Source organism: Rhodanobacter thiooxydans LCS2, assembly GCF_000264375.1.
GTDB lineage: Bacteria > Pseudomonadota > Gammaproteobacteria > Xanthomonadales > Rhodanobacteraceae > Rhodanobacter > Rhodanobacter thiooxydans.
The window spans coordinates 63,916-79,740 of sequence record NZ_AJXW01000037.1; the positions used below are offsets into that span (position 1 = coordinate 63,916).

Annotated in this window: 15 protein-coding genes, 2 tRNA genes and 1 other RNA gene; 6 read left to right on the forward strand and 12 right to left on the reverse strand. The window is 68.6% G+C overall.

Annotated elements, in window-relative coordinates; all coding sequences use genetic code 11:
- The first annotated feature begins 46 nt into the window (after window positions 1–46).
- Genes UUA_RS07705 through UUA_RS07720 form a run of 4 tightly spaced genes read left to right on the forward strand, consistent with a single transcriptional unit; the run spans window position 47 to window position 4,562 of the window.
- Window positions 47–988, forward strand: a complete 942-nt coding sequence (locus UUA_RS07705) for an AAA family ATPase (RefSeq protein WP_008435652.1) — start codon at window positions 47–49, stop codon at window positions 986–988.
- Window positions 988–1,941, forward strand: a complete 954-nt coding sequence (locus UUA_RS07710; RefSeq protein WP_008435653.1) for a DUF58 domain-containing protein — start codon at window positions 988–990, stop codon at window positions 1,939–1,941. Before UUA_RS07705 ends, UUA_RS07710 begins: the two co-directional genes overlap by 1 nt.
- On the forward strand, window positions 1,938–3,920 hold the full coding sequence (locus UUA_RS07715) for a transglutaminase TgpA family protein (RefSeq protein WP_008435654.1): 1,983 nt from the start codon (window positions 1,938–1,940) through the stop codon (window positions 3,918–3,920). Before UUA_RS07710 ends, UUA_RS07715 begins: the two co-directional genes overlap by 4 nt.
- A 48-nt stretch (window positions 3,921–3,968) precedes the next feature.
- A complete protein-coding gene (locus tag UUA_RS07720) occupies window positions 3,969–4,562 on the forward strand; it encodes a Slp family lipoprotein (RefSeq protein ID WP_008435655.1) in 594 nt (197 codons plus the stop codon).
- 232 nt (window positions 4,563–4,794) lie between these two features.
- On the opposite strand, the gene UUA_RS07725 is transcribed toward UUA_RS07720, so the two are convergent.
- From UUA_RS07725 to UUA_RS07755, 8 genes are all read right to left on the reverse strand, one after another.
- Window positions 4,795–5,139 carry a histidine triad nucleotide-binding protein gene (locus tag UUA_RS07725; RefSeq protein ID WP_039953702.1) on the reverse strand — a complete coding sequence of 115 codons (345 nt, stop codon included), beginning with the start codon at window positions 5,137–5,139 and terminating at the stop codon, window positions 4,795–4,797.
- Window positions 5,140–5,158: 19 nt separating this feature from the next.
- Window positions 5,159–5,758, reverse strand: coding sequence for a recombination mediator RecR (gene recR / locus UUA_RS07730; RefSeq protein ID WP_008435658.1), 600 nt, complete (start codon window positions 5,756–5,758; stop codon window positions 5,159–5,161).
- Between the two features lie 109 nt (window positions 5,759–5,867).
- Window positions 5,868–6,191 carry a YbaB/EbfC family nucleoid-associated protein gene (locus UUA_RS07735; protein WP_039953693.1) on the reverse strand — a complete coding sequence of 108 codons (324 nt, stop codon included), beginning with the start codon at window positions 6,189–6,191 and terminating at the stop codon, window positions 5,868–5,870.
- On the reverse strand, window positions 6,191–7,870 hold the full coding sequence (dnaX, locus tag UUA_RS07740) for a DNA polymerase III subunit gamma/tau (RefSeq protein WP_008435671.1): 1,680 nt from the start codon (window positions 7,868–7,870) through the stop codon (window positions 6,191–6,193). Before dnaX ends, UUA_RS07735 begins: the two co-directional genes overlap by 1 nt.
- An 81-nt stretch (window positions 7,871–7,951) precedes the next feature.
- Window positions 7,952–8,048, reverse strand: an RNA gene (gene ffs, locus UUA_RS18820) — signal recognition particle sRNA small type.
- A 46-nt stretch (window positions 8,049–8,094) separates the two neighbouring features.
- Window positions 8,095–8,187 (reverse strand) — tRNA-Ser (locus UUA_RS07745).
- Window positions 8,188–8,281: 94 nt separating this feature from the next.
- Entirely contained in the window at window positions 8,282–9,040 is a 759-nt protein-coding gene (locus UUA_RS07750) for an MBL fold metallo-hydrolase (RefSeq protein ID WP_008435672.1), read from the reverse strand.
- Complete coding sequence (locus UUA_RS07755) at window positions 9,037–9,768, reverse strand: 3-deoxy-D-manno-octulosonic acid kinase (protein WP_008435673.1); 732 nt, start codon at window positions 9,766–9,768, stop codon at window positions 9,037–9,039. Before UUA_RS07755 ends, UUA_RS07750 begins: the two co-directional genes overlap by 4 nt.
- 34 nt (window positions 9,769–9,802) lie before the next feature.
- Between UUA_RS07755 and UUA_RS07760 the strand changes: the two genes are divergently transcribed.
- The gene (locus tag UUA_RS07760) at window positions 9,803–10,846 is read left to right on the forward strand and encodes a glycosyltransferase family 9 protein (protein ID WP_008435674.1); all 1,044 of its coding nucleotides are present in this window, start codon (window positions 9,803–9,805) and stop codon (window positions 10,844–10,846) included.
- A 78-nt stretch (window positions 10,847–10,924) separates the two neighbouring features.
- Here UUA_RS07760 and UUA_RS07765 read toward each other — a convergent pair whose 3' ends face one another.
- The 3 genes from UUA_RS07765 to hisS form a co-directional block, all read right to left on the reverse strand.
- Window positions 10,925–11,323 (reverse strand): DUF6165 family protein, encoded by a 399-nt coding sequence (locus UUA_RS07765; protein WP_008435675.1) that lies wholly within the window; start codon window positions 11,321–11,323, stop codon window positions 10,925–10,927.
- A gap of 28 nt (window positions 11,324–11,351) precedes the next feature.
- Window positions 11,352–13,250, reverse strand: coding sequence for an HAL/PAL/TAL family ammonia-lyase (locus UUA_RS07770; RefSeq protein WP_008435677.1), 1,899 nt, complete (start codon window positions 13,248–13,250; stop codon window positions 11,352–11,354).
- Between the two features lie 64 nt (window positions 13,251–13,314).
- Window positions 13,315–14,688, reverse strand: a complete 1,374-nt coding sequence (gene hisS / locus UUA_RS07775) for a histidine--tRNA ligase (protein WP_008435684.1) — start codon at window positions 14,686–14,688, stop codon at window positions 13,315–13,317.
- Window positions 14,689–14,853: 165 nt separating this feature from the next.
- On the opposite strand from hisS, the gene UUA_RS07780 reads away from it, so the two are divergent.
- A tRNA-Pro gene (locus UUA_RS07780) sits at window positions 14,854–14,930 on the forward strand.
- A gap of 57 nt (window positions 14,931–14,987) precedes the next feature.
- On the opposite strand, the gene UUA_RS07785 is transcribed toward UUA_RS07780, so the two are convergent.
- A complete protein-coding gene (locus UUA_RS07785; protein WP_008435685.1) occupies window positions 14,988–15,797 on the reverse strand; it encodes a ferritin-like domain-containing protein in 810 nt (269 codons plus the stop codon).
- Between the last annotated feature and the right edge of the window lie 28 nt (window positions 15,798–15,825).

Sequence of the window (15,825 nt, forward strand, 5' to 3'; positions counted from 1 at the left end):
GGCTACACTGCCCCAGCCACCCGCCACGCTTGAGGAACGGAGCTTCATGTCCGCACTGACCCAGCCCCACGAGGAACCCCTGCAGCAGCGCCTGGACGCCGCGATGGCCCAGGTCAACCGCGTGCTGCTGGGCAAGCCGCGCCAGGTGAAACTTGCCTTCACCTGCCTGATCGCCGGCGGCCACCTGCTGCTGGAAGACGTGCCCGGCGTGGGCAAAACCACCCTGGCGCATGCGCTGGCGGCCACCTTCGCGCTGGAGTTCCAGCGCGTGCAGTTCACCAGCGACCTGCTGCCGTCGGACATCATCGGGGTCAGCGTGTACGAACGCGAAACCGGCCAGTTCCGCTTCCACCCCGGCCCGATCTTCACCGGCCTGCTGCTGGCCGACGAGATCAACCGCGCCAGCCCGAAGACGCAGAGTGCGCTGCTGGAGGCGATGGCCGAGGGCCAGGTCACGGTGGACGGCCAGACCCACGCGCTGGCGCAGCCGTTCTTCGTGGTGGCCACGCAGAACCCGCTGGACCTCAACGGCACCTTCCCGCTGCCCGACTCGCAGCTCGACCGCTTCATGCTGCGGTTGTCGCTGGACTACCCGGACGCCGCCGCCGAGCGCGCCCTGCTCACCGGCAGCGACCGCCGCGACCTGCTGGCGCAGCTGATGCCGCAGCTCGATGGCGCGGCATTGCTCGCGCTGCACCGGCAGGCGCAGGCGATCACCGCCAGCACCGCCCTGCTCGACTACCTGCAGGCGCTACTCGCCGCCAGCCGACGCCACGCCGACATCCGCGTGGGCCTGTCACCCCGCGCCGGCCTGGCGCTGCTCGCCGCGGCGCGTGCTTGGGCGTTGCTCAGCGGCCGCGGCCACGTGCTGCCGGAAGACATCCAAGCGCTGTTCGTGCCGCTGGCTGCGCATCGCCTGCTGCCGGCGCGCGGCGCCAATGGCGACACGCTGGCGCGGCAGCTGCTGGCCGAGGTGGCGGTGGACTGATGCGCGACCTGCTGCAGCGCCTGCAGCGACGGGCCGAGCGCCGGCTGCCCGCGCTCACCCGCTACCGTCGCCCCGAGAACCTGCCGATCGAACTGCACCGGCGGCGCATCTACATCGTGCCGACCGGCTTCGGCCTGGGCTTTTCCGTGCTGCTGCTGGTGATGCTGGTTGGTGCGCTGAACTACTCGAACAACGCCGGCCTGCTGCTCACCTGCCTGCTCGGCGCGTCCAGCGCGGCCAGCATGCTGGTGGCGTTCCGCAGCCTCGACGGCCTGCGCCTGGGCCATATCCGCGCCGGCCACGCGGCCGCCGGCCAGCCGCTCGAGCTCATCCTCGCGTTCGACTCCCGCCGGCCGCGCAACGCCATCCGCATCGATCTCGACGCCAGCACCATCGCCTTCGCGCTCGACGGCCACGCCAGCGCCCTGGTGAAACTGACCCTGCCCACCGAACAGCGCGGCTGGCAGCCGCTGCCGCGGCTGCGGGTGTGGAGCAGCTGGCCCCTGGGCCTGTTCCGCGCCTGGAGCTGGCTGCACCCCGAGCAATCCGTGCTGGTCTGGCCACGCGCGGAAACAGCCGGCCCGCCGCCACAGGCCCGCGCCGACGATGCCCGTCACCTGCGCCTGCATCGCGGCGACGAACTGGCTGCGTTGCGCGACTACCACGCCGGCGACCCGCAGCGGCACATCGCCTGGAAGGCCAGCGCCCGCCACGAAAACCTGCTGGTGAAGGACTTCGAGCAGCCGCAAAGCCACCCGCAATGGCAGCTGGACTGGCGCCAGCTGGGCGGGCTAGACAACGAGGCGCGCATTGCCCGGCTGGCGCGCTGGCTGAACGAGGCCCAGGTCCAGCGTCGCCACTACAGCCTGTGGCTGCCCGGCAACGAGATCCCCGGCGGCAGCGGCCCGCTGCACTACGCGCGCTGCATGAACGCGCTGGCGCAGTTGCCATGACGCCGCGCCAGCCCCGGCCGCCGAGCGCGCGACCAATCGACACCCGCGCGTTCGATCTGCTCAGCCTGACCATGGCGCTGGTGCTCGGGCTGCACGCGCCGCACCTGCCGTGGTGGCTCGCCATCGCGCTGGCGCTGATTCTCGGCTGGCGCTGGTGGCAGCGGCGGCAGCGGATCGGCCGGGTGCCGCGCTGGCTCAAGCTGCCCCTGCTGGCCATGCTCACCCTGGCGGTGATCGTGCAGTACGGCAACATCTTCGGCCGCGCGCCGGGCGCGGCGCTGGCGGTGGGTCTACTGATCCTCAAGCTGCTGGAAACCGAGGTCGCGCGCGACGTGCGCGTGGGCATCAGCTTCGCCTGCTTCGCCCTGATGGTCGCGCTGCTGTTCGACCAGGGACTGGTCGCCACCGTGGTGGTCGCGCTGGGCCTGTTGCCGGCACTGGCCACCCTGCGCGCACTGGAACCCGGGCAACTCCCGGCGCCCAGCCTGCCGCGGGCACTGCTGCCATCGCTGGCGCTGACCGCGGCGGCGCTGCCGCTGGCCCTGCTGGCCTTCCTGCTGGTGCCGCGGCTGAGCTCGCCACTATGGGGCGCGCCCGCGCAGGACCAGGCGCGCACCGGCCTCGGCGACAGCATGACGCCGGGCAATTTCACCGACCTGCTCACCGACGACCACCCCGCGATGCGGGTCAGCTTCGACGGCGCGCCGCCCGCGCCCGACCAGCGCTACTTCCGCGCCTACGTGATGTGGCATTTCGACGGCCGCAGCTGGCACCGCCCCGACCCGCGCTACGCGCCGTCACGGCCACCGGCGCCGCTGGAGGTCGCCAGTTCGGTCCAGTACCGGATCAGCCTGCAACCGACCCGGCGCCGCGTGTTGCCGATGCTCGACGTGCCGTTGCAGGCGCCGGCGCAGGCCACCCAGCAGGCCGACCGCGAAGTGATGGCCGACAAGCCGGTCAACGACCCGCTCGACTACATCGGACGTTCAGCACTGCGCTACCGGCTGCAGCCCGACCTGGACGAACGCTCGCGCCGCCTCGGCCTGAGCCTGCCGGCGGATTTCAACCCGCGCACGCACGCGCTGGCCGCACAATGGCGCCAGCGCCATGGCAGCGACGATGCGGCCATCGTGCAGGCCGCGCTGGCGCTGTTCCATAACGGCGGTTTCCGCTACACGCTGGCGCCGGCGCCGCTGGGACGCGACTCGGTGGACGACTTCCTGTTCGACACCCATGAGGGTTTCTGCGAGCACTACTCGTCGGCGTTCACCGTGCTGATGCGCGCCGCCGGCATCCCGGCGCGGGTGGTCACCGGTTACCAGGGCGGCTACTGGAACAAGTTCGGCAACTACCTGCTGGTGCGCTATTCCGACGCGCATGCGTGGAGCGAGGTGTGGCTGGCCGGGCGCGGCTGGGTGCGCGTGGACCCTACCGGCGCGGTACGCCCCGAGCGGGTTTCGCTGGGCGCGGCGGCCGCCGCCGGCGACCAGCTCGCCTGGTACCGCAACGACTGGCTGCAGGGCCTGCGCAATCGCTGGGACATCGTCAACCGCTGGTGGGACCAGGGCGTTATCGGTTTCGACGCGCTGCGCCAGCGCGGCCTGCTGACGCCATTCGGCATCCGCGACGCCGACACGGCGACGCTCGGCGTGCTGCTGGCGATCAGCGGCGTGCTGTTCATCGGCATCGGGCTGGCGTGGGCCTTGCTGCGGCGGCAGCCGCGCGACCCGTTGCGCGGCGCGCTGCGCGAACTGGAGCGGAAGCTGGCGCGCAAGGGCATTGCGCGCCGCCCGGCCGAAGGTCCGCAGCATTACCTGAGCCGTGCCGCCCGTGCGCTGCCCGGCCAGCGCGAGGAATTGGCAAGCCTGATGAGGAGTTACCTGGAACTGCGTTATGCCCACGACGAACCACCGACTGAACCATTGCGCGCGTTCCAGCACGCCGTGCGGGATTTCCGTATCGTCGACGTGGTCAAATAAGAGCCGACACGACGGCGCAGGCCGTCGCCCCTGGATGGAGAGATCCCCATGTCCCTGTACCGCCCGTTGACCCTCGCCGCTGCGCTCGCCCTGCTGGCCGGCTGCGCGACGATTCCGAAGCCGCTGGAAGGCACCTATACCGACATTTCCACCGCCAGCGCCCAGCAGGGCGGCGCCGGCGGCACGCGGGTGCGCTGGGGCGGCGAGATCATCAAGACCGAACCGGGCCCGCAGCAGACCTGCTTCTACCTGCTGTCGCGTCCGCTGGACAGCCAGGCGCGCCCGAAAACCGGCAACAGTGGCGAGAACCAGGGCCGCTTCGTCGCCTGCCGCGACGGCTTCTACGACCCGGAAGTGTTCGTCCGCGGGCGCGAGCTGACCGTCACCGGCACGCTGCACGGCACGGTGTCGCAGAAGGTGGGCGAATTCGACTACGCTTATCCGCGCGTCGAGGCCGACGTGGTCTACCTGTGGCCGAAGCGCCCGGTCATGGTCAACTACCCGGCGAGCTTCTACGACCCGTTCTGGGGTCCTGGCTTTGGCCCGTACTGGGGCGGTTATCCCTATTACGGCGGCTATTACCCCCATCGCGTGATCGTGGTTCGGCCGCCGCCCGCACCGCCACCTGCGCCGAAACCGTAAGCGCACATGAAAACGCCGGCTCGAAGCCGGCGTTTTCATGTGCGGGATGCAGCGCCGCCGTGCTCAGAGCTTGTGAAGAAAACCACTTCCTGTGGTTTTCTTCAATCGCGAATCAGGCACTTGCGTGCCCGATCCGCGCCGGGCCGTCGGGCAACCGCTCCTGCGTTGCCTCAACTCGGGCACCCATGCCCTCGCCATGGCCGGGCTTCGAGGTTGAAAAAATCACAACCTCTCAGCCCGGCGGCCAGTGCATGCGGCGCCCCGCCAGCAGGTGGACGTGCAGGTGGTACACAGTCTGCCCGCCATCCTCGTTGGCGTTGATCACCGTGCGGTAGCCCTGCTCGGCAAAACCCTCCTGCTTCGCGTATGCCGCCGTGGCCAGCAGCAACTTGCCGAGCAGCTCGGCGTCGCCCGCTGTCGCATCGTTGAGCGTGGCCAACGGCTGCTTCGGAATGAACAGCACATGCACCGGCGCCTGCGGATTCAGGTCGCGGAATGCGAGCACCTCGTCGTCCTCGTAGACGATGTCGGCCGGAATCTCGCGGCGGACAATCTTGCTGAAAATCGTGTCGGTCATGATCATTCCCCTGCGGTAATCAGTCGAGCAGTTGCCGGCCGCCGAACGCATGCGCCAGCGTGCTGCGGTCGACGTACTCCAGTTCACCGCCCAGCGGCACGCCGTGCGCCAGCCGGGTCGGCCGCACGCCGCCGGCGCGGGCCAGCTGGGCCAGGTAGTGCGCGGTGGCTTCGCCCTCGACGGTGGGATTGGTGGCGATGATCAGTTCCTCGATCTCGCCCTCGCCCAGGCGCTGGGCCAGTTGCGCCAGCCCGAGTTCCTCCGGGCCCAGTCCGTCCAGCGGTGACAACCGCCCCATCAGCACGAAATACTGGCCGCGGTAACCGGTGGCCTGCTCGATCGCCGCCAGGTCGGTGGGCGACTCCACCACGCACAGCAGCTGGCGGTCGCGGGTACTGCTGGCGCACAGCGCGCACAATGGTTCCTCGCTGAAGTTGCGGCAACGCTCGCAATGGCCGATGCGCCGCATCGCCTGCTCCATCACCGCCGCCAGCTTCAGGCCGCGTTCGCGCTCGCGCTCCAGCAGATGGAAGGCCATCCGCTGCGCACTCTTGCCACCCACGCCGGGCAGGCAGCGCAGGGCTTCGATCAGTTCGGCGAGGAGGGGGGAGCCGCTCATGCTTGTCTCAATCCCTCGTAGGAACCCGCTCGCGGGCGATGCTTCCGCTTTGGAGCTCCAGAGAAGGAGCATCGCCCGCGAGCGGGCTCCTACAACGTATTCGAATTCATCAAAACGGCATCTTGAAGCCAGCCGGCAGGTTCATCCCGGCGGTGACGCCGCCGAGCTTGTCCTTGCTGACCTGGGCCACCTTGTTCACCGCGTCGTTGATGGCGGCGGCGACCAGGTCCTCGGCCATCTCCGGGTCGTCCGCGAACGTCTGCCGGTCGATCTGCACGCGGCGCACCTCGTGCGCGCCGGTCATCACCACGCTGACCAGGCCGCCGCCGGCGCTGCCGGTGACTTCGAGTTTCGCGATTTCTTCCTGCGCGCGCTTCATATCTTCCTGCATGCGCTGGGCCTGCTGCATCAGCTGACCGATCTGTCCTCTCATCACCTGGCTCCGGATTCGTTGTCAAAAGGCTTGATGGATTGCGGCACCACGCGCGCGCCAAACTCGCGCTTCAGCGACTGCACCAGCGGATCGCTCTCGATCGCCTGCTCGGCGGCGGCCTGGGCGCTGTCGCGTGCCTGCGCGGCGCGAGCGGCCGGAGTCTGCGCACCCGTTGCCCGGTTCTGGCTGACAAAGCGCAGCTTGATGCGCTCGCCAAGCGCGTTGCCGATGCGCTCCTCCATCTGGCTGACCATCGGCTCAACCGCCATGCTCATGTGCGCCGGTTGCAAGGCCAGCACCAGGGTCTGGCCATCGCGTTCGCGCAGGATGGCGTTCTGCGCCAGCACGCTGAACGGGCCGCGCAGGCCGGCACGCTCGATCAGGGACTCCCAATCCGGCAAACCATGGGCGTCACGCGCTACCGGAGCGGCCACGGCTGGCGCAGGAGTTGGCGCAGGCGTCCGCGGTATCGGCGCTTCCGCCGCACGCGTCGGTATGGGTGGCGTCCGTGCCGGCGCGGCCGAAGCTGGCCGTGGCGCGGCGGGCTGACTGCTCGTTGCTGCCCGCTCGGCGCGCGCGGCCGGTGCGCCATCGCCGGGGCGGAACGCCAGCATGCGCAACATCGCCATCTCGAAACCGGTGCGCGCATCCGGCGCCAGTGCCAGGTCGCGCCGGCCCGAGGTGGCGATCTGGTAGTACAACTGCACGTCTTCAGGCGTCATGCGCTCGGCCAGCGCCATCAGCGCGCCGTCGTCGTCGCTGTCTTCCTCCGGGCGGTAACCGGGGATCAGCTGGATCAGCTGCAGCCGGTGCAGCACGCTGGCGACGTCGTCCAGCACGCCGCCGAAGTCCGGTGAGTAAGAGGCGATCTGCGTGCATTCGGCCAGCAGCCGTTCGCCGTCGCCAGCGGCCAGCGCGTCGAGCACGCCGATCACCTGCCCGCGCGCCACGCTGCCGAGCATGTTGCGCACGTCCTCGGCATGCAGCGCGCCGCCGCCGTAGGCGATCGCCTGGTCCAGCAGCGACAGGCCGTCGCGCAGCGAACCGTCCGCGGCACGGGCCAGTTCGCCGATCGCGCCATCGTCGTACGTGATGTTCTCGGCGCCAAGGATGTGCCGCATCTGGCCGGAGATCTGTTCCGGCAGCAATCGCTTCAGGTTGAACTTCAGGCAACGCGACAGCACCGTCACCGGCAGCTTCTGCGGGTCGGTGGTGGCGAGCAGGAACTTCACGTGCGGCGGCGGTTCCTCCAGCGTCTTCAAGAGCGCGTTGAACGCGTTCTTCGACAGCATGTGCACCTCGTCCACCAGGTACACCTTGAAGCGGCCGCGCGACGGCGCGTACTGCGCGTTCTCGATCACCTCGCGCACGTCGTCCACGCCGGTGTTGCTGGCCGCGTCGATCTCCAGCAGGTCGACGAAACGCCCCTCGTCCACCGCCGTGCACACCGCGCATTCGCCGCATGGATCAGCCGACTGCCCGCGCTCGCAGTTCAGCGACTTGGCGAAGATGCGCGCGATGGTGGTTTTGCCCACGCCGCGAGTGCCGGTGAACAGGTAGGCGTGGTGCATGCGCCCGGTGTCCAGCGCATTGGTCAGCGCACGCACCACGTGTTCCTGCCCCACCAGTTCGGCGAACTTGCGCGGGCGCCACTTGCGGGCGAGTACCTGATAGGACATGGCTACCAACGTTGGGGCAAAGGTTGATTGTGCCAAGTCGGCGAAGACAAGTCAGTAAAGCGCGTTCCGGAATGGCGGCGGCCCCGCCAGCCACACCCCGGCACCCGAATCATTCGCTACCGTTGCTTCCTTCCGGACCTGGCGGAGTTTGCGAACTATCGTCGCGGGGGGACCGACGGGGCCACCATGGACGTGCACGACGATGGTCGTGACTCACTTGAAACTGGCGGAGAGAGCGGGATTCGAACCCGCGATACGGGGTTAAGCCGTATACACACTTTCCAGGCGTGCTCCTTCAACCACTCGGACACCTCTCCACACACTTGACCCTCTTTGCGGCAATCCAGTCCTTCAAAGAGTCAGCAAGAATAACGGCAGCGGGGCCATACAGGCAAGCGAGCGGGCACGGATTCAACCAGCGTCAGCCCTGGGTTCCATTGGGGCGGGCAAGGCAATGCGTTCACCGGGGCTGGCGACGCGATAGCCGAATGCAGCCAGCGCGGTGCCGTCGGCTACGCTGCCGTAGTGGTAGAGCAGCAGCCGGGCGCGCAATGCTTCGGGATACTCGCGTTCGATATCGTCGACGCCGGTATGCGATGGGTTGCCGACCAGGCCGCAGTCGTGGGCAATGACTTCGCTGCTGCCGGCCCGGCTGGCCAGCACCTCGGGGATCGGCCGGGTATCGCCGGTGTAGACGAAGCTGCCGTCCAGGGCCAAACCGTAGGAGGTGCCCGGCACGTGGTGGCGGGTGGCGAACACGTCGAACCACAGGTCGTCCAGCCAGAAGCCGCGGGTGCAAGGCACCAACCGGAACGCCTCCCAGAAGTTGGCGCCACCCTCGGCCAGTACACCGGGATAGTCGCCCACGCGCGCCTGCAACCACGGGACCAGCGTGGCGTGGGCGAACACCCGGGTGGTGCCGCGCAGGTGCGGGTCGAACCACAGGCGGATGAACAACTGCTCCAGCCCGGCCACGTGATCCATGTGGGTGTGCGTGATGAACACGGCCGGTGGCAGCGCGTCGTACACCGCCAGGTAGCGATCGAGCGTGTCGGGGCCGCAGTCGACCAGCAGCAGCGGCACCCCGGCACGCTCCAGCACCACGGCCGACGACCCCAGCGCTACCGCGTGGGCGGCGCCCACGCCCAGAAAATGCAGATGCCAGTTCATGGCTTCAGCGTCCGCCCATAGCGGTACAGCAGCGGTTGCCAGGTCGCCTTCTCGAACGCCGCTTCACCGCCGGCGGCCGCACCGAGCTTGAGCAACGACCGGCGCAGGCGCCGCAGGTTCGCCTCTTGCCAGGAGGCCGACGGGATGCGCATGCGGCCGCGGTCGAAATCGATCAGGTGCAACCCATCCGGTGTCACCAGCACGTTGTGCGCGTTCAGGTCGGCATGCCAGATGCCGGCACGATGGAAACGCGCCACCAGCGCGCCAACCTCCTCCGCCAGCTCGCCATCCAGCCGCCCCGCCGCCAGGCATTCGGCCAGCGTCCGCGCGTCGGCGATGCGGCGGGTGATCAGGTCGGCGCTGTAGAACATGCCGTGCCGGCAATATCGCGCGGCCACCACCGCCGGACCGGGCAGTTCCAGCCGCGCGATCTCGGCAAGCAGGCGGAATTCCGCGAACGGGCGCGTGCGATCACCCCCGGTCCACAGATACCGATCGCCCATCAGCGCGGCGACCAGGCCGCCACGACGATAATGCCGCAGCACGCATTCGCCCACCGGCGTGGCCACGATCGCCACGCCGCCGCGACCGCCAGGCTGCGTGCGCAGCGCACCACGCCCGCGCCAGTAATCCGGCGCGAACCAGTCGTGCCCGACTTGTGGCGACGCATCGGCGTCGAACAGAATCGCGCCTTCGGCATCGGTGTGGGTTCGTTCCTGCATCATCATGCCCGGTGACTGCCCCGGATTCTAACCCAGCCCCATGACAAGCCCTTCCTCGATCTGCCTGCTGCGCACCTCCGCCATCGGCGACGTCACCCACGTGGTGCCGCTGCTGCGTACCCTGCAGCAGGCCTGGCCGCAAACCTCGCTGACCTGGATCGTCGGCAAGCTGGAACGCAAGCTGGTCGGCGACCTGCCCAGGGTAGAGTTCGTCACCTTCGACAAGGCCGCGGGATGGGCCGGCATGCGTGCGGTGCACGCAGCGGTGCGCGGCCGGCGTTTCGACGCGCTGCTGCAGATGCAGGTGGCGCTGCGTTCGAACCTGCTGAGCCTGGGCATCAAGGCCGACCGGCGCATCGGCTACGACCGCGCCCGCGCGAAGGACCTGCACGGCCTGGTGGTCAACGAGCGCATCCCCGCGCGCACCGGCCAGCACGTACTGGACGCGATCGGCAGCTTCTGCGAACCGCTGGGTCTGAAGCAGACCCAGGTGCGCTGGGACATCCCGATTCCCGACGAGGCGCATGCGTGGGCCGCCGAACAGCTGCCCGGCGACACGCCGACCCTGCTGGTCAGCCCCACCTCCAGCCACGCGCTGCGCAACTGGCGGCCAGAGCGCTACGCCGCCGTGATGGATCACGCCGCCGCGCGCGGCTGGCGCGTGGTGCTGGTCGGTGGCCCCTCCGCCTTCGAGCGCGAGATGGCGGACGCCGTGCTGGCGGCATGCCAGTCGACACCGCTCGACCTAACCGGCAAGGACACGCTGAAAAAACTGTTGGCCCTGCTCGGTCGCGCCCAGCTGCTGCTGACCCCGGATTCCGGCCCGATGCACATGGCCAACGCGGTAGGCACGCGCGTGCTGGGCCTGCACGCAGCCAGCAACCCCGGCCGCTCCGGCCCCTACTCCGATCGCCGCTGGTGCGTGGACAAATACGATGAGGCCGCGCGCAAGTACCTGGGCAAGCCGGCCAGCGAGATTGCCTGGGGTACGAAGATCGAGAAGCCCGGAGTGATGGACCTGATCGGCGTCGATGAAGTGATTGAGCGCTACGAGGCCGCCGCACAGGCCATGCATCTGCCATAGGAGCCCGCTGGCGGGCGATGCTCTTCATTGGACATCCAGAACAAGAGCATCGCCCGCCAGCGGGCTCCTACGCACGCGTTATACGGCGCGGTAATCCTGGTACGACTTTTCCTCGACCAGCTGCGAGCCAAGCTTCAGATTGATCTCGCGCTTGAACGCGGCCCGTTCGTCGTTGCGGAAATACACCGAACGCGCCAGCTCGATGAATTCGGCGTCGAACGCCTGCGCCCGCTCCTTCAGGCGGATGCGGTCCTCGATGTCCCACAGCAGCTCGTTCACCGCCAGCAGGCGCGCACGTTCGTCGCCGATGTCGGTACGCGAGGCTGCATCGTTGGCCCAGGTCGCATTGAGCAGGTCCAGCTCGTTGCGCACGTTGGCCAGCTTGGCGGCGTCGGTGATGCGCCGCGACTTGATCTCCAGGATGGTGATCTTGTCGATCAGCTCGCCGTAGGACACCGGGGTCTGGATCAGGCTCATGGTCTTGGCTTCCGTCAGAAAGGGTGAATCATGCCGCCGGGTGCAACGCGCCCTGCTGCACCAGCGCGCAGACCATGCGCACGTCACCGTCCATCGCGCGGTCGCGGTGCATGAAGCCGATGTGCCGGCGCAGGATCGCATGCGCCTCGCGCACGCTGGCACCGGCATGGAAATCGCCGGCGCCGGCCAGCGCCGCGGCGAGCTGCTGCACTTCAGCGACGAACTGCGTGTAGTGTGGCTGACCTTCTCGCGGCGCGTTGGCGATCTTCGCCGCCAGCGCCTGCCAGCCACCGCGCGTCGCCAGCCGCCGCGCCGCATTCAGCATCTCCTGGCGGTAGTCCAGCGCCTGCGCGGCGGTGTACAGCTCCAGCGCCAGCACGTGGCCGAGGTCTTCCATCATGTCCAGCACGTGGCGCGCCTCGTTGGCGCCCATCGAGACGTGATCCTCGGCATTCGCGCTGGTCGGCACCGAATACACGCTGGCCGGATGCGCGCGGGTGGCCAGGTCGTTGACCAGCGCCGCGGCGGTGTACTGCACGATCATGAAGCCGGAATCGGTGCCGTCCTCGTTGCCGGTGAGGAAGGCCGGCAGGCCGTCGTTGGTGGCCGGGTCGACCAGCTTGTTGAGCCGGCGCTCGGAAATCGAGGCAAGCACCGGAATGGCCGCCTTCACGTAGCTCATCGCCAGCGCAAGCGGCATGCCGTGGAAGTGGCCGGCCGAGATCACCTGCTCCTCGATGAATTGCGCGTCGCCGTTGTCCGGGAAGATCAGCGGGTTGTCGGTAACCGAGTTCAGCTCGATGTCGATCACCCGGCAGGCCTGCGCCCAGGCGTCGCGCACCGCACCGTGTACCTGCGGCATGCAGCGCAGGCTGTAGGCATCCTGCGGCTGGTGTTTCTTGCCACCCTTGAACGGCAGGAAGCGCGCGTAGAACGCCTCGCGTCCATGGCGCTGGTTGGCTGGCACCCAGTCCCAGCCGATGTCGAAGCTGAGCGCCTGGTCATCCGCTTCACTCCACGCCTCGGCGCTCCACGGCTTGAAGCGCGGCACCAGGTGGTACGGAATGTCGAGCAGGGTGGAATCATCCAGCAGTTTGCGCACATGCGCGGCGGTCTCCACCTGGCCCGGATGCGGGCGCAACGCGTGGACGTCCGCACGCAGGGCGCCGCTGCGGCCGGCGAAGGCGTCCAGCGTCATCGCCGCGGCGAGGTCAGCGGTATCCAGCAGGTGTTCCAGCGCATCCAGTGCCAGCGCGGCGGTGGCCAGCATCTGCGCGGTGCCGTTGTTGAGCGCCAGGCCTTCCTTGAACGACAGCCGGATCGGCACAAGCCCGGCGCGCCTCAGCGCCTCAGCGCCGCTGAGCCGCTCGCCCTGCCAGAACGCCTCGCCACCGCCGAGCAACACGATCGCCAGGTGCGACAGCGGTGCCAGGTCGCCGCTGGCACCGACCGAGCCTTTCTCCGGCACCACCGGCACTACGCCCGCGTTGAGCATTGCGGCCAGTGCTTCCAGCGTGCTCACGCGGATGCCGGAGTGCCCGCGCATCAAGGTGTTGATGCGGATCAGCAACATCGCCCGCACCACGTCGGCCGCAAACGGTTTGCCGACGCAGACCGCGTGCGTGATGATCAGGTTGTGCTGCAGTTCCTCCATCAGCGTGCCTTCGGCGGGCTGGCTCCCCGGCAGCTCGTCGCGCACGCGGTGTGCGCCGAGCAGCTTGTCGGCGTTGCTCCCGAAGCCGGTGGTGACGCCATAGGTCGGCTCGCCGCAGCTGACCTTGTCGGCGAGGAAATCGGCGGCGCGCTGCACGTGCTTGAGCTGCGCCTGATCCAGCACCACCGATGCGCCTTGCCGTGCCACCGCCACCAGCTGTGCGCGGGTCAGGCTGCTGCCGTCGAGAAGAATCGTTTCACCCACTGCAGTCATGCTCCATGTTGTTGCCGTCATTCCCGCGAACACGGGAATGACAACGTCAAAGGCAATAGCGCCCTCACCCCATCGCCGCGGCCTGCTCCAGCTCCACCCGCAGCGTCTTGACCAGTTCGCTGCGCGCCACCTCGAACTGATCCTCGCGGCGCAGGTCCTTCACCGTCACCACGCCGCGGGCGATTTCGTCCTCGCCCAGCACCACCACGAAGCGGATGCCGGCGCGGTCGGCGTACTTGAACTGCTTGCCCAGCTTGCCGCCTTCCAGCACCACCTCGGTGGCGATGCCGGCGCCGCGCAGCTCGCCGGCCAGGGCGAGATAGGCGGGCAGTTGCGCCTCGTTCATCTGGGTCACCAGCACGTCGACGGTGCTCTTCGCGGTATCGATCAGGCCGGCGTCGCGCAGCTGCCAGTACAGCCGCGTCAGGCCGATCGAGATGCCGACGCCGGGCAGGTGCGACTTGGTGTACTGGCCGGCCAGGTTCTCGTAGCGGCCGCCGGAGCAGATCGAGCCGATCTGCGGATGGTCGTTCAGCGTGGTCTCGTAGACCGTGCCGGTGTAGTAGTCGAGGCCGCGGGCGATCGACAGGTTCAACGCGTAGTGCGTGTCCGGCACGCCGAAGGCGTGGATCAGGCCCAGCACTTCCTTCAGTTCGGTGCGGCCCTGCTCCAGCGCTTCCGGGCCGGGGCCCAGCGCATCGAGCTTGTCCAGCGCGTCCTGCAGCGAGGTCGAGCGCACCTGCACGAAGGCGAGGATCTTCGCCGCCACCTCGGCGCTCAGCCCGAACGCGTCGCCGGTCAGCGTGTCGCGCACGTAGTCGGCGCCGCGCTTGTCCAGCTTGTCCACCTCGCGCAGCACCAGCATCTGCTGCTCGCCGTCGACCACTCCCAGACTCTCGAAATAGCCGCGCATCAGCTTGCGGTTGTTGAGCTGGATGGTGAAGGGGCCGATGTCGAGCTCGCGGAACACGCTGTAGATCACCGCCGGGATCTCGGCGTCGTAGCGCACCGACAGCGCGTCCTTGCCGATCACGTCGATGTCGCACTGGTAGAACTCGCGGAAGCGCCCGCGCTGGGCGCGCTCGCCGCGGTACACCTTCTGCATCTGGTAACGGCGAAACGGGAAATTGAGATCGCGCTCGTGCTCGGCCACATAGCGTGCCAGCGGCACGGTAAGGTCGAAGCGCAGCGCCAGGTCCGGCTTCTCGCCCTGCTCCAGCGCGCCGGTGGACTGCACGAAGTACACCTGACGCTCGGTCTCGCCGCCGGTCTTGGTCAGCAGCACGTCGGCGTACTCGATCACCGGCGTCTCCACCGCGAGGAAGCCGAAGCGCTCGTAGTTGCGGCGGATCACGTCCAGCATGCGCTGGAACGCGATCTGGTCGAGCGGCAGCAACTCGAGCACGCCGGGCATGGTGCGGGCCGGGGTAAGCGCCATGGAATCCTCTACTGAAGATGGGAACATTCCGTCCGGCGCAAGGCGCGCGGCGGCAGCCGTCAAGATTAACAGAACGGTGCCGGCCTTCCCCAGCGCGATCGCCGGGCGGATGCATCGAACCTGTTGCCAAGCCCCCGATCCGCGACTAAGATACGCGGCTTCCCACGGGGTGTAGCTCAGCCTGGTAGAGCGCTACGTTCGGGACGTAGAAGTCGCAGGTTCGAATCCTGTCACCCCGACCAAGTTCCAACGTGAAGCCGGCCTTGCGCCGGCTTTTTCGTGCAGGTGGCACGGCTTCGTCAGCCGGTTGGGGCCAGCGCGGCAAGCCGGTCGAGCTCCTCCTCGACGAAACCGGCTTCCAGTCGCGCCGGTCGGTTGAACGGCCCGCGCAGATTCACGCCCATGTAGTCGCGCAGCAGGGTGAAGAACGTCTCGATCGGGTCGAGGCCATCGCGTTCGCAGCAGTAGCGGTACCAGCGGGTGCCGGCGGCGACGTGGGCCACTTCCTCGCGCAGGATCACCCCCAGGATCGCCACCATGCGTTCGTCGCCGAGGCCGCGCAGCCGCTCGATCATGCCGGGGGTGACGTCCAGCCCGCGTGCCTCCAGCACGCGCGGCACCAGCGCCATCCGCGCGGTGTCGTGACTGGCGGTCTTCTCAGCCATTTCCCACAAGCCGTCGTGCGCGTCGAAGTCGCCGTAGGCGTGACCCAGCTCGGCCAGGCGGTCGGACAGCAGTGCGAAATGGCGCGCCTCGTCATGGGCGCAGCTGGCCCAGTCGCGGTAGTAGTCCGCCGGCATGCCGCGGTAGCGGTACACCGCGTCCCAGGCGAGGTTGATCGCGTTGAACTCGATGTGCGCCACCGCATGCACCAGCGCGGCGCGGCCTTCCGCGCTGCCCAGGCCGCGCTGCGGGAGCTGGCGGGCGTTGACCAGCTGCGGTTTCGCGGGACGGCCGGGCGGTCCGATCGGCGCTGGCGGCGGCGACGCGGGGTCAGCGCGCAATTCGCCGGCGAGGAATGCCCGCCAGGTTTCGTGGGTGAGACGCAGCTTTTCGGCCGGATCGGTGGCGTCGAGGCAGTGCTTGGCGGCGACGTGCAGGTCGGTCATGGCATTTCCTGTAGGAGCGCACCCTGTG